Raw genomic sequence first — 13,722 nt, forward strand, 5'->3', positions numbered from 1 at the left:
GACCAAAACCGGTTCAGTCAACACGGTGTTCATGTTTGGCCGTACCGACCACACGAACACTTAGTTATTGGCAGTAGTTTTTACTCCCTTCCATTGTTAGATTTATTCATTAATTCCGTCAACTTTCATAATCGGACGAACTTCCATTCTCCATTTTCCGTCCTCAAATCTTGGGTCAGATTTTGCAATTTCAATCGCTTCGTTTAAATCCTTTGCTAAAATGTGATAATATCCCGAAATAACTTCTTTAGTTTCGTTAAATGGTCCGTCTGTAAAACTTCCATTTTCAAAGGATAAAATACTGCCTTGCATTTCCAAAGGTTGGGCAGATTTCATTTTTCCTTCTCCAACCATTCTTTTTATAAATCCTCCGACTTTTTGAACGTGTTCTTGTTGTTGTTCTGGTGAAAGGTCTGCAACTGGATTTCCCTCACTTCTGATAAATAACATAAATTCTTTCATAATTGATTTTTTTTTAAATGATTATTTTTTATTTCCATAATGTTAAAATTAATGCTGAAGTTATCAGCATTGATAGCGTATGGAAAATATCTAAAATTAGTATTCCTAAAGGTATTTTTGCAAATTTGTAATGAGGAATACTATCAGGTAAAGTAACTCCAAACCATATTAGAGTAGCCAAACCGATTGCCGAAAATATATTGTTTGTTCCCGTCCATAATATGATGAATGCCATCATAAAAGACATAAAAAAAGCGGTAATCAAAGCTAAAAGATGTGGTGTCTTTCCCATAGCTTTTACTTCTTTAGGATTAGTTTTTAATAGTTTCATCCATTTGGCACCAAAAAGAAGAGGTGAATACCATAAGAAACCAATAAATTGAATAACTAAGGCTGTAACAAATACAGCTATATAATTGATTTGTTCCATAATGTTTAATTTATTCCTTCAACTTTTTTAATTGGACGGATTACTATTTCCCATCCTTCTTCCTCAAATCTTGGGTCTGCTCTTGCAATGGTTATCGCTTCATCCATATCAAAAGCTAATATATGATAGTATCCAGCGATAACTTTTTTGTCTTTGTTTAGTTGTGTTTCGCTAAAAACACCTTTGTTCCTTGATATTTTAGTTCCTTCCATTTCTAAAGGCTGTGCGCCCTTTAATTTTCCTGTTTTGGCTAAATTTTCAATGTAAGCTCCGATTTTTTGAATATGTAACTGTTGCTTTTCGGATGAGAGGTCGCTAACACGATTTCCATCTGAATAGACATAAAACATAAACTCTTGTTGAACTTCTCTTTTGCTATTAGATTGAGAAAAGCTGTTTGAAATAGTCATAAAGACCATTAAGGCAATAAAAATTTTCTTCATAATATGTTTAATTAATAGATTATACCTTTAAAACAATCGAGCTTGTTAAATAGGGACAACTTCTATTAATTTTTTTTGAAGCAAATTTGAATCTCGTTTATTTTTGGTTAATGAAATCGCCTTTTTATAACTGTTTTTAGCTTTTTCCGTTTCGTTTTCCAATTTATATAGTTCAGCTAAAGTTGAATGGAAAAGGTGGTTTTTGTCAATTTCGGTCTTTTCTTCAAGATTTTCTAATTCCAATATGGCTTTTTTGTTTCCTTTTACTTTGGAAAGTGCCACAATTCTATTCAGCCGTGTGATTGGTGTGTCTTCTAACTCAATTAGGCTGTCGTAAAGAGATAAAATTTCTTTCCAATCGGTTTTTTCAAAACTTGGTGCAATACAATGATTTGCGGAAATAGTCGCCAAAATCAGATAAATAGAAACTTGTTTTTCGCCAATGGCTTGATTTAGATATTTAATGCCTTTATTTATTAATTCTTGATTCCATTTCTTTCGGTCTTGTTTGTCCATTTCGATAATGGAATTGGTTGCATTCATCCGTGAATCAAAGCGTGAAGCGTTGAAATACATAAGTGCCAAAAGAGCGTAGCAATCAGATTTTTTTTCAAGAGTTTCGCTATTTACCAATATTTCGGATAACCGAATTGCTTCAAGGCACAAACCGTATCTCATGAGTTCATTTTTTTGAGTTGGACTGTAGCCTTCATTAAACAGCAAAAAAATTGTTTTTAAAACAATCGGAAGACCTTCGTTAAGGTTTTTCGGAAGTTCAAAACTCACATTGTTTGTTCGCAGTTGCTTTCTACCTCTTACCAAACGTTTATTAACTGTTTCATTTGATGTAAAAAAGGCATTTGCTATTTCTGAAATACTAAAGCCACAGAGTATTTTTAACATTAAGCAAATTTGTGACTTTTTCGAAATTTTGGGATGACAACAAACGAACATCATTTTTAACTGTTCGTCAGAAATCAGTTCTTCGGAAATTTCTAATTTTTCCAATTGTTCCGAATTTTGTTCAATCTTCTGTTCGTTAAATTCCGATTGATACTTTTTTCGCTTTAGTATGTTAAGTGTTAGGTTTTTTGCAGTTGTGTACAACCAAGCCTGTGGGTTTTTTGGTATTCCGCTGTGTTGCCAATAGTCAACTGCTTTCAGTAAAGTTTCCTGCACAATATCTTCCGCAGTTTGGACATTTTCTGTTCCGATGTATTTTGTAATAACAGAAACCATTTTTCCGTATTCATTTCTGAAAAAATGTTCGGTCAATTCTCGACTATGTTTCTCGTTAGTTTCGGTCATTTTTTAATTACTGCCAACGTTTGGGCTATGCGCAGTGCCCCGAAGGGCATTGTGTATAGGTGTTGTTGTAGCACGTTTTATTGCCCGAATTTATAACATAAACTCATTCTTCTAATTCTTGAATATGATATCCTTGCTCGGCTAGAATATTTATGATTGAATCTGCTATGTCTTTGTAACTTACTATTCTAAGGATGTTATCACAATCCTCCAGATCAGTATTCCATTTATGGATAGCGTGAATCTTGTCAAAAATAGTCGAAAGAAAGGCTATGTCACTAGGGCAAATACTAGTTCTAAATACAGAAACAATCATACTCTGTTCTCTAAGGGGTTACATGGAATCCGGTAATAAAAGCTTAAGCGGTTACAATGAGTATTGTCACTAAGCAACTGGAACAAGTGCATTGCCATATTATCTAAATGGAGTTATATGATGGAATTTAGATTAACAACGATTTTACCAATAACAGTGCGTTCTTCAAGGCTATGTATGGCATTTGGTACTTCCCTTAATGAAATAACTTTTTGTATCGCGGGATCTATCTTTTTGTCGACAATCATTTGAAGCACTGTTTTTATGTTTGTAGTTGCCTCAACATCTTGAGATAACGCTATAAATTTCTGGCTACCAGTGTCGAACCGGCTAAAGAGTTTTAGCATAAGCATATTGTAAAAGTCTCCTCCTACTAATACATACTTACCATCTTTCTTTAGCATTGGCTTGTATCTGCCAGGACATTCAAAAGAAGCCGTATCAAAAACAGCATCAAAGTCACTTCCATTTAGAGCTTTGATTGAGTCCTTTTTTTTATAATCGACAATCTCGTCTGCTCCCCAACTCTTTACCGCGCTGGCTTTTTTGGTTGAACAAATAGCAGTTACATGGATTCCCTTAGCTTTTGCTATCTGAACACCGAAAGACCCAACTCCGCCAGAGGCACCATTGATAAGGACTTTATCTCCAGGCTGAAGTTCACAAAGGATCAATCCCATCATTGCCGCTTGACCAGAGATCGGTACTGTTGCCGCCTGCTCGAAGGAAATCTCGGCTGGTTTCTTTACCAGATCTGCAGCATCTACTAAAGCGTACTCGGCAAACCCTCCGCCAAGAATTTTCCGTGTTTCAGCCACAACGGCATCACCGACTTGAAATCCTTTAACCCCCTTACCAATAGTTTCAATGGTTCCCGCAACATCCATACCCAGCACTCTACGTCTCTTAGCTGGTTTGAATAATCCAAGAAGCATCTTTATTACAAAGTAGTTTGCACGAACCATATGCCTGTCTGCTGCGTTGACAGAGCAGCACTTGACTTTTACTAGGACTTTGTTTTTGCTTGGTTTCGGTATTTCCCAATCATTTATAAGTTCCATTACTTCTCTTGGGTCTCCGTACTGTCGAAAAACCAAGGCGCGCATAAATCTATTTTCCAATTTTAATTCTTTCATTTCTGTTTAATTCACTTTATTTAATCAACAAGGAACCACTAGCAACAAACAGGAAACAGAGGAACAAACGCAATACCATGTATGAACTTGGCATATAGTAGGGTTCAGCCTCAATCTTGTTTTTCCAAGTAGACCAAATTTTGAACCGTAAAATTGGGATGCCGAAGTTCCCTTTTCATTGACTTGGGTTAAGAAATCAACTCCGAACCCAATTCACATGTAAAGACTAAAACTGAACGAGAATCTGATTTATTTAACCAGACGTTTGCGAATTCGACTAAGTGATTCCGGCTTTATACCCAGATAACTGGCGATTAGATATTGTGGAATTCTATTCAGAAGATCAGGAGAATTTTTTTGTAGATTTTGATACCGTTTTTCAGGAGATAGCTTTATGAAATCATCATACTTTATTTGCTGATTTGCTAGCTGGTCTGCAAGAACAGTTGTACTCGCAGTCAAGAGCCTTGGTACTTTTCTCATTAGTTCTGCACTCCTCTCTGCTGTGCTTACCGCCACAATGCAGTCTTCTAAACATTCTAAGTAATACTCTGAGGGCTTTTTAGTGCTATAACTAACATTCGTAACAGGCTGTTTTTCAGTATAAAACCCAGTGACCTTAACCTCTCCGTCTACCAGATAATAAGAATACACGCACCCCTTAAGTACAAAATAGCACTCGCTGGCTATTTCTCCTTCGGATAACAAAATCGCTCCCTTTTTAAATGATTTTATCACGTTCTGTCGTGAAATATTCTCCATTTCCTCCTCGGAGATTTCAAGATAGTCAGACAAAAAATCAAATATTACGTTATCCATTCAAGCCTATTAGATTTCTTAATGTGTTACAACTAGTTATATCTTTATATTTTATACTGTTTATCGGTTTCTAATTCCGGATAAACCAAATAATTATTGAGCATATTAATTTTTAATTTGGTTTGCTTTTTCAAACCTATATAAAGTGTTTAACCAAATATACATAAAAACTATATTTGAAATATACTAATTCTTACAATTATAGAACATTTAGTAATTCTCAGATATTCTTGGTGTTTTATTTGTGTTAATATTATCATTAGCCATCATGGATTTCAGGGCTACATCAAGGGGACTCTCAATTTTTAACAGGTCTTTCTTGGAAACATGGGTATAGATCATTGTTGTTTCTGGCTTAGAATGTCCCAGGAGCTCCTGTATATACCTAAGGTCGATGCCATTTTCGAGTAAATGCGTTGCATAACTGTGCCTTAAAGTATGCGGAGTGACCGTTTTGGTAATTTTGGCCGCTTTACACGATCTTTTTAAAAAGGCCCTCACACTTTCAGGGCTGTATTTCTGTTTGGGCTTACCCTCTGCGAAGAAAACAACAGGTTTATAAGTGGTTATGTAATTAAACAGCACTGGTATAAAACTTTCGGCAAGAATCACATTTCTGTCTTTACGGCCCTTGCTATTTTTTACAATAATTTGCCTTCGGTCAATATCAATATGGTTAAGTCTTAAATTAATCAGTTCACTGATGCGCAGTCCGGCAGAGTATATTAAAGCCAATATGGCCCTATGCTTTAGGTTTTTGGTACATCTTAAAATATCTATAACCTCTTCCTTTGATAACACGGTAGGTAAAAATTTAGATCGTTTAGGTCTGGTTAAGGTAAGATTTTCAATCTGGGTCTGTGGATTAAAAGCTATAAATAGCTTTAAGGCACTAATGAATTGCCTGTGTGTACTGATGCTATATTTTCGCGGAACAAACACATTCTCTATGAAGCGCTCTACATCTCTGTTTTTTATATTTTGAATCGGTATATCATTTACATATTCAAAGAAATCTGCAATAAAGGTAAAATAGGTTTTGATGGTACTTTCACTGTAGCGTTTACCTTTTAAATAAGAAACATATGCTCTAATAATCTTTTTGTTATCTTCTGATATAACCCGTCCCTTTCTAACTCCATTATTTTCAGGTACTTTAAGAAGGGATGGGGTTTCGATGATATGGGCAATTGATCTAAATGAATTTTTGATAAGCTGAACCCTAGAATCCGAAAAACCGCAATGCCAATACTTCTTGGAGACACTCCAAAGAAATAGATTTGTTTGCTTTATGGCGGCTATGAGTCGATTATCATATTTGAAAATGACAATTAGAGAGTCTACTTTTTTGTAGTATACTCTTTTTAAAACAATATCGGGCAGTGTATTCATGTACCAAATTTCCTGATTAAGAATAATATTTACTTATTTATACACGTTTATATACGTATATATACGTTTAAAACTCAGTTAATGAAGATTAAATATTGTCTAGCTTGCAAAAAAGAGCTGAAAGGGCGCTGCGATAAAAAATTCTGCGATACGCAGTGCAGGAGTACGTACCACAATACCAATAGGCCTTTTCATGAACTGTCCATCCAAAAGATCAATAGTGATTTGAGGAGGAACAGAAGTTTGTTGGCCCATTTTTGCCCCAGTGGCAAAAGTACCGTTGAAAAGGAAGTCCTGGCAAGATTAGGATACAAGTTTGAACTGTTCACCCATATATTTCCTTTTAGCACAGGAACCTATTTTTTTTGTTATGAATATGGCTATCTTCCTGTACTTGAAAACGGAACGGAAAAAATGTTAATTGTCCATAAGCAAGATTATATGGATAATTTAAGTTTTCATCCTTGGAACTTTAAGATCATAAAGCACCGTTCGAAGTAATCCATACCTATCAATATTAGTTTTCACTTGAGGTTTGCTTAGTAAATTGTAAAGTGACAAGGGAAAAGCAAGGGAAAAGCAAGAGGGCAATGCGCTAAAGCGGCATTGCGTTATTTAATATTTTATAATTAACTGTAAATCAATTGCTTGAAATATTAAAATCAGGTTTATTCCTTGGAGCAAATACCAAAATTATGTTAACACCCTTGGAAACGCCCATAAACACTGGGGAGCATTAACATAATCAAGGAAAAGGCTATAACATAAACAGATGAAACGTCGATTTATGAGCATCAATTTCTACCAGGACACCGTAGAACGGTTCAAGAGTTTTACAGTAAATCACATTTTTCTGGACACTTTTATATTTTATCAAAGCCAGTTAAATGAACCAATCACACCTCCGAATCCAATGTTTTACTGCAAAAAACTACCATTTTATTAGGGTTTACAGAGGTTTTGCAGCAAATCCTTTTTTACTGGATTCTTACATTACATTCTTCATCCCTCATTAACAGTGGTTTTACGGAGTAAATGAATTATGTAGCGTTGCGCCAGCACGCTACCCTCTTGCTTGTCATTTCATCATGCATGCATGGTGAAACTTTCCAACAACTGATTTTTCTATCAGTTGCCCCCTTTAGAAATTATTTTTGCCTTGTTTATTGTTTCAGTTTTTTCATTTAAACAATATTTGAGCATATCAAAAATGGAAGGCAAAATTTTGTCTCAAATTTTCAAGTGAAAAATTGGGGGAACCCCTGGGGGTACCGATTTTTTACGCCGACAAATTTGAACACAAATATTTTGCGACGTTTACTTTTCGAAAATATTGGATTAATATAAAGCCTTCAGAATTTTAACAGTTTGAAAGAAACTTATAATTGTTAGCCAGACTTTGTTTTAAGTCCTGCACCAGCGAACTTAAGTTCAAAATGCCATTTTGCATTTTGGGCTTGTGTTCAAGGTTATGCAATGAAGCGCTTTTCCCGAAATGGAGTAGGCGAAATGAAGGGGAATGTGCTGCAATGGGGTTTATTGTTCCACATGCTTCTTTTCATTCAGAAATCTCAAATAACGAACAAGTGTAGCCTTCCCTAAAAGTTAGCAATAATTAATTTTCTTTTTTTGTTATCCTCAGGTTTGTATTAACCTCTTCTATTCTTCTATAAAATTCCGAAAGTGGAACCTTAAAATATTTACAAAGCTCAAAAATTGTACTTGTTGAAGGGTCGTGATTTGTAGTTTCAATTCTTCCAATATGTATTCCTGTATCATCCTTAACCATTTGTTGGGTTAACTCGTTTTCAGCCCGAAGTTCTTTTAAAACTAATGCGATGCAGGACAGAAGGTCTTTATTTTTAATGTTTTTCATATATAACCCAAAGGGACAGAGAAAAAAAATCAAACACAATCACATATATGTGACTATATTTTTATATATTTACCCTGACTATTTAGAAATAGTAGTTAAATTTGCGATTCTTCTGAAAGAAAATATTAGAAGCAATTGCTTTGAATCTCGACTAGAAAACTGGTACTTTTTTATGGAAACGAGATGATAAGTACACTTGCTCACGACCCGGGGCGTGGGCTCTCTTATCGTTTCCAAGGTATACCAGTACCTCTAGTCGGTAAGTTGAGTTCCACGCCTTTTATTTGTAGAAAAAGGCCAACCTCCTCTTGCCCTTATTCAAAGCTATCTTCCCTGTATAAACTTTAAGAACTCGCATAAGATATTTAATCCAGGTCTATTATGCTACTCAGTAATTTTAAATTATTAAAGAATGGCGATCCCGCTGCTTTGGAGTATATCCATGCCCAATATAGTAGGAGTATCTTTTGGATTGGCAAGCGCATGATCAACGACCATTTTGTTATAGAATCTCTGGTGCAGGATACTTTCTTAAAATTATGGGTTCATAGGGACAGGATAGAATCACCTGAGCATATGGTACGTTTCTTAAGGTTTGTGATGAAAAGGGAATGTATTTCATTCTACAGTAGCCCTAAAAACAAGTTCTTTAAGAATGTCCATTCCTTAGAGAATTTCGACAATTACCAGGATTATATGCTAGGATATGATCCCGTAAACGTATCCGAAAATCTGAAAGATCAGGAATCCCAACAAAAAGCCGTTAACCGAATCAAAAGTGTATTGCCCTTTTTGAACGCTAAGAGAAGGCACTTGATAGAGCTCTGTTTGAAATACGGTTTCCAGTATAAAGCGATTGCCAAGGTTATGGGGTCAAGCATCACTGAAACCAGTAACGAGGTAAAGCATGCTATTGAGGACATCAAAAACATAGTCCTGCATACAAGTATTCCCAAAAAACAAAAAAGACCTCCTAACGGCATAAAGATTCAGAGCATTATGACCGAAGATCAAAAAAAAGTACTGGAACTAAGATTTAACAAAAAACATTCCTTTGCTACTATTGCCAAAGAACTTAACCTCTCCCAAAAGGAAGTCCACAAAGAGTTTATGACCGCTTATAAACTATTACAGGACAACCATGAGCAGCAATTAGAATCCGCTTAATTATGGAAAAACAAACTCTAAAACTGACACGGAAAATCCAAATATTGGTAGACCTGCCCACTAAAGAAGAAAGAAAAGAAGCACTGGACAAACTATACCAATGGCAAAACCGATGCTTTAGAGCAGCTAACCTTATTGTTTCCCATTTGTATGTCCAGGAAATGATCAAGGATTTCTTTTATCTGTCAGAAGGAATAAAATATAAACTGGCTGATGAAAAGAAAGATGAACAAGGTATCCTCCAACGCTCACGTATCAATACGACCTATCGTGTGATATCAGATCGCCTTAAAGGCGAAATCCCAACAAACATATTATCCAACCTAAACAGAACCTTAATAACTTCTTTCAATACTAATCGCTCTGAATATTGGAAAGGAGAACGTTCCCTTAAAAATTTCAGAAGGGATATGGCCTTTCCTTTTGGTCTGGAGGGAATAAGCGGCCTGTCCTATAATGCCGAGAAAAGAACCTTTTGCTTTCGATTGTTCCAGATCCCTTTTAAGACCTATTTGGGAAATGACCATTCCGACAAGAAAATACTGTTGGAACGGGTAATTAAAGAGGAAACCAAGTTATGTACTTCCCATATCAAATTGAAGGACGGCAAGATCTTTTGGCTCCCGGTTTTTGAAATTGAAAAGGAAATACATTGCCTGAAACCAGAAAAGATTGCAGAGGCCTCCCTGTCCCTTGAATATCCCATAGTGGTTAAAACCAATAAGGCAAGGCTTACCATTGGCACAAGGGAAGAGTTCCTTTATAGAAGGTTGGCCATACAGGCAGCCCTTAAAAGGGCACAGGTTGGGGCAACCTATTCCAAGTCAGGAAAAGGGCAAAAGCGTAAACTAAAGGCCGTAGAAAGGCTTCGCAAAGCAGAAAGCAATTATGTGTCCCATCGCCTTCATGTGTACAGTAGGAGGTTGATCGATTTTTGCATCAAACATCAGGCTGGAACACTCATACTATTAAACCAGGAAGACAAAGTTGGGATAGCCAAAGAAGAAGCTTTTGTACTGAGGAATTGGAGCTATTACGAACTTATGACTAAAATAAAATACAAGGCCGAGAAAACCGGCATTGAACTTATTATAGATTAACCTATTTGGTTACGAGGGTGCTTGTACACCCATAAGGTGAGGTAGATTGTTACACTCACTAAATGCAAACAGCATATACAACGCGTGGGCTCTCTTATATTCTCTTGCCTAATTATTTTTATCCCTAATCGATTACTTTATTGTATCAAATATAACAGCCCCTTTCAATATGCTCCCGTTAATCTGTGAGGAACACATTGAAAGGGACTTTTTAAGGCCTAAAAAATATTGGCTTTGGTTGGTTTGTCCACATGTTGTTCTTTCCTCTCAAACCGATCTAATAGATTTTGAATATCCTCACTAATTTTCGTCTCAATAACCCGTGCATAAATCTGAGTAGTCGATAACTTGGTGTGTCCTAAAAGCTTTGATACGGTCTCTATTGGAACGCCATTACTAAGGGTTACAGTAGTGGCAAATGTATGCCGGGCCATATGAAATGTGAGATGCTTTTTTATACCACAAGAATCAGCAATCTCCTTTAAATAGCTATTCAACTTTTGATTTGATATCTTAGGCATCAATTTTCCCGAATTTCGGGTTCTTGCATGACTTTTATATTTCTTTATAAGGTCATTTGCTTTAGGCAGTAAAGGAATTTTTATAGGAATCTTTGTTTTAGTTCTTACTGCCATGATCCATTGATTTCCATCAATTCCTATTACAATATTATCACTTGAAAGTTCTATAATGTCTATATACGACAATCCTGTATAACAACTGAATATAAATAAATCTTTAACCACTGTTAATCGCCCAATAGTAGAATTAAAACCCAAAACTCGTTGGAGTTCTTCTTTAGAAAGAAACTCTCGTTCTTTTTTTTCAAACTTAAGTTTAAACTTAACAAATGGATCTCGCTCAATCCATTCTAAATGATATGCAAGCGTAACCATTTTTTTTAATCTCTGAATATGCTTCATGGCTACATTATTGCTAATCTCACCTTGACTTGGCCTAGACCGATATGAACCAAGAAAGCTTTCAAATCCTATAATAAATTTGTAGTCCAAGTTTTGAAGATACATATCAGAGGTTTTATACTTTTCAGAAACGTAAACGAAAACATATTTTTGGGTAGTTTCAAATTTACCCATTGTAATTTATGGGCCATTGTTTGGTTATGGTACTCAAAAATATCTCTAAGGGTATATATTCTCTTATCCTCTCCTAAATACCTTGCCTTAACAAGTTCGGCCGAAGGAAGTCTTAATTCCTGCTTTAAGTCTTGATAGCATCGATGGAGGTCTGACTTAATCTTTGCTAACTCTAAGTTCAACTTTCTGGAAGCTGCACCTGAACCTTTCATTTTTTGGTTTTTGGCATCCCAAGCATTTACATCTACGATTTGCTTTAAACTAATGTTACTTTTTTTGCCATTTACTGTAATTCGAACATAAATATTGGTCTGATTACTTTTGGCTCGTTTAGCATATATCCAAAAAAGTACTGAAAATGTTGTTGAGGCACGCATAGCTGTCGTTGTTAGATTGTTAAACATTCTTTTAAACGAAAGTCAAATCAACTATGTGGGATATCAATTATTGGGTTAAATCGAAAACTGTTGACGATTAAAAAATGACTGTTGACGATTTGTGAACTTTTAAAGTTAAAAAATATTCTTTTAACTATTTGCTCAAAAACGACAAAACCCCACTAAATCATATATTTAGTGAGGTTTTGCTTCTATTTGTGCTTTTACTAAGCGGTCTGGACGGGACTCGAACCCGCGACCTTCGCCGTGACAGGGCGACATTCTAACCAACTGAACTACCAGACCGTTGCATTATTGCGGTTGCAAATATACACGCCTTTTTGAATATCTCAAACGTTTTTTTAATTTTTTTTAATTTTTTTTATTCACCCCTTCTAAGCAAACTTTTTACGCTCTATCATATAGGTCGTTAGGATGCTATCAAAATTCTGATTAATATCGGCTTCGACATATTTTATCTTATACTGTGCACACTTTAAGCGTAGGGCAGTAAAATATTCATTTACAGCTTCATGATAAGTCTCCTTGATCGTATCCGCATATAAATTAATGTAAGCACCCGTCTCGACATCCACAAAGCGTTTTGGTCTATTGTCAAAATTAAAACGTAATTCTTTGGACTTATCGAACACATGAAATAAAATAACCTCATGTTTGTTATACTTAAGATGCCTCAAAGCCTCAAAAAGCTTAGTATCCTCTATTGTGGTTTGAAACATATCGGTAAACAGAAACACCATAGAACGTCTGTGCATTTTTTCGGCAATTTCGTGCAGATAAGTATAAGTTTCCGTTTCCTTGTTCACCGTCTTTTTAACCACCATGTTACTTAGTTGTTGTAATAACATTTGATGATGGCGTTCACTGCCTTTTTCGGGGGCATAAAAATCGTAGGCATTGCTATAAACACTTAACCCGACCGCATCACGTTGCTTCTTTAGAATATGCATTAAAGATGCCGCTGCTAAAGCAGAAAATGCTATTTTATTAAGACTATCAATAGAAAATGAATTTATTTCAGGATAATGCATCGAGCTACTATTGTCTATTATAATATGGCACCGCAAGTTTGTCTCATCATCGTAACGTTTGGTATATAGCTTATCTGTTTTGGCATATAATTTCCAATCTATATGGCGTGTGCTTTCTCCTTTATTATATATTTTATGCTCAGCAAACTCAGCTGAAAAGCCATGAAACGGACTTTTATGCATGCCTGCAATAAAACCTTCTACTACTTGTTTGGCAAGCATCTCTAAGTTTTTAAACCCTCCTGCTTTATTAAGTTCGTTCTGTATATTCACGGTAAGTCAATTTACTAAAGAAAATTCATGTTATTCATGACATCTAAAATAAAAAAAGGTTTGCTGTAAATAGCAAACCTTTTAATTTTCTTATTTATATTTCTACTACAAAAGTGAATCTATAGCGTCTGTATAAGCATTTTTAGGCGCAACTCCTACCTGACGGCCTACAACTTCTCCATTTTGAAAAACTAAAACCGTTGGTATGTTACGTACACCATATTTAGCTGCAAACTCTTGATTTGCATCTACATCCACCTTACCAACAACCGCTTTTCCTGTATACTCCTCACTTATTTGTTCAATAATAGGACCAACCATTCTACAAGGCCCACACCAAGCTGCCCAAAAGTCAACTAATACAGGTTTATCACTTTTTAATACAGTTTCTTCAAAAGTTGCATCTGTTATTTCTAATGCCATAATATTTTATTTTAATGTGTTGTACTTCTTTTTAATGCTACAAAATTAGTC

15 protein-coding genes and 1 tRNA gene are annotated in these 13,722 nt (G+C 35.5%); 3 read left to right on the forward strand and 13 right to left on the reverse strand.

The genetic code is table 11. The features are described from left to right. Nucleotides 1-102: 102 nt before the first annotated feature. From ABD792_RS17325 to xerA, 7 genes are all read right to left on the reverse strand, one after another. Complete coding sequence (locus tag ABD792_RS17325) at nucleotides 103-462, reverse strand: YciI family protein (protein WP_345007634.1); 360 nt, start codon at nucleotides 460-462, stop codon at nucleotides 103-105. A 28-nt stretch (nucleotides 463-490) separates the two neighbouring features. Then, the gene (locus ABD792_RS17330) at nucleotides 491-892 is read right to left on the reverse strand and encodes a DUF1761 domain-containing protein (protein ID WP_345007635.1); all 402 of its coding nucleotides are present in this window, start codon (nucleotides 890-892) and stop codon (nucleotides 491-493) included. Between the two features lie 5 nt (nucleotides 893-897). Continuing rightward, on the reverse strand, nucleotides 898-1,335 hold the full coding sequence (locus ABD792_RS17335; protein ID WP_345007636.1) for a YciI family protein: 438 nt from the start codon (nucleotides 1,333-1,335) through the stop codon (nucleotides 898-900). A gap of 45 nt (nucleotides 1,336-1,380) precedes the next feature. Beyond that, the gene (locus ABD792_RS17340; protein ID WP_345007637.1) at nucleotides 1,381-2,643 is read right to left on the reverse strand and encodes an RNA polymerase sigma factor; all 1,263 of its coding nucleotides are present in this window, start codon (nucleotides 2,641-2,643) and stop codon (nucleotides 1,381-1,383) included. A gap of 429 nt (nucleotides 2,644-3,072) precedes the next feature. Beyond that, complete coding sequence (locus ABD792_RS17345; RefSeq protein WP_345007638.1) at nucleotides 3,073-4,095, reverse strand: NAD(P)-dependent alcohol dehydrogenase; 1,023 nt, start codon at nucleotides 4,093-4,095, stop codon at nucleotides 3,073-3,075. A gap of 249 nt (nucleotides 4,096-4,344) precedes the next feature. Next, complete coding sequence (locus ABD792_RS17350; protein ID WP_345007639.1) at nucleotides 4,345-4,914, reverse strand: Crp/Fnr family transcriptional regulator; 570 nt, start codon at nucleotides 4,912-4,914, stop codon at nucleotides 4,345-4,347. Nucleotides 4,915-5,124: 210 nt separating this feature from the next. Further along, nucleotides 5,125-6,306, reverse strand: coding sequence for a site-specific tyrosine recombinase/integron integrase (gene xerA / locus ABD792_RS17355; protein WP_345007640.1), 1,182 nt, complete (start codon nucleotides 6,304-6,306; stop codon nucleotides 5,125-5,127). A gap of 81 nt (nucleotides 6,307-6,387) precedes the next feature. On the opposite strand from xerA, the gene ABD792_RS17360 reads away from it, so the two are divergent. After that, on the forward strand, nucleotides 6,388-6,807 hold the full coding sequence (locus ABD792_RS17360; RefSeq protein WP_345007641.1) for a hypothetical protein: 420 nt from the start codon (nucleotides 6,388-6,390) through the stop codon (nucleotides 6,805-6,807). 1,114 nt (nucleotides 6,808-7,921) lie between these two features. Here ABD792_RS17360 and ABD792_RS17365 read toward each other — a convergent pair. After that, nucleotides 7,922-8,182, reverse strand: coding sequence for a helix-turn-helix domain-containing protein (locus ABD792_RS17365; RefSeq protein WP_345007642.1), 261 nt, complete (start codon nucleotides 8,180-8,182; stop codon nucleotides 7,922-7,924). A gap of 381 nt (nucleotides 8,183-8,563) precedes the next feature. On the opposite strand from ABD792_RS17365, the gene ABD792_RS17370 reads away from it, so the two are divergent. After that, on the forward strand, nucleotides 8,564-9,349 hold the full coding sequence (locus tag ABD792_RS17370; protein WP_345007643.1) for a sigma-70 family RNA polymerase sigma factor: 786 nt from the start codon (nucleotides 8,564-8,566) through the stop codon (nucleotides 9,347-9,349). 2 nt (nucleotides 9,350-9,351) lie between these two features. Then, nucleotides 9,352-10,449 (forward strand): hypothetical protein, encoded by a 1,098-nt coding sequence (locus ABD792_RS17375; protein ID WP_345007644.1) that lies wholly within the window; start codon nucleotides 9,352-9,354, stop codon nucleotides 10,447-10,449. Between the two features lie 218 nt (nucleotides 10,450-10,667). Here ABD792_RS17375 and ABD792_RS17380 read toward each other — a convergent pair whose 3' ends face one another. From ABD792_RS17380 to trxA, 5 genes are all read right to left on the reverse strand, one after another. Next, entirely contained in the window at nucleotides 10,668-11,546 is an 879-nt protein-coding gene (locus ABD792_RS17380; RefSeq protein ID WP_345007645.1) for a site-specific integrase, read from the reverse strand. Beyond that, a complete protein-coding gene (locus tag ABD792_RS17385) occupies nucleotides 11,441-11,950 on the reverse strand; it encodes an Arm DNA-binding domain-containing protein (RefSeq protein WP_345007646.1) in 510 nt (169 codons plus the stop codon). The genes ABD792_RS17380 and ABD792_RS17385 overlap by 106 nt, the downstream gene beginning before the upstream one ends. A gap of 205 nt (nucleotides 11,951-12,155) precedes the next feature. Then, nucleotides 12,156-12,229 (reverse strand) — tRNA-Asp (locus ABD792_RS17390). A gap of 89 nt (nucleotides 12,230-12,318) precedes the next feature. Next, the gene (locus ABD792_RS17395) at nucleotides 12,319-13,248 is read right to left on the reverse strand and encodes a DUF58 domain-containing protein (protein WP_345007647.1); all 930 of its coding nucleotides are present in this window, start codon (nucleotides 13,246-13,248) and stop codon (nucleotides 12,319-12,321) included. A 105-nt stretch (nucleotides 13,249-13,353) separates the two neighbouring features. Next, nucleotides 13,354-13,671: a thioredoxin gene (trxA, locus tag ABD792_RS17400; protein ID WP_345007648.1), complete on the reverse strand. Its 318-nt coding sequence runs from the start codon at nucleotides 13,669-13,671 to the stop codon at nucleotides 13,354-13,356. Nucleotides 13,672-13,722: the final 51 nt, after the last annotated feature.

The sequence above is a fragment of the Snuella lapsa genome, assembly GCF_039539345.1.
Classification (GTDB): domain Bacteria; phylum Bacteroidota; class Bacteroidia; order Flavobacteriales; family Flavobacteriaceae; genus Snuella; species Snuella lapsa.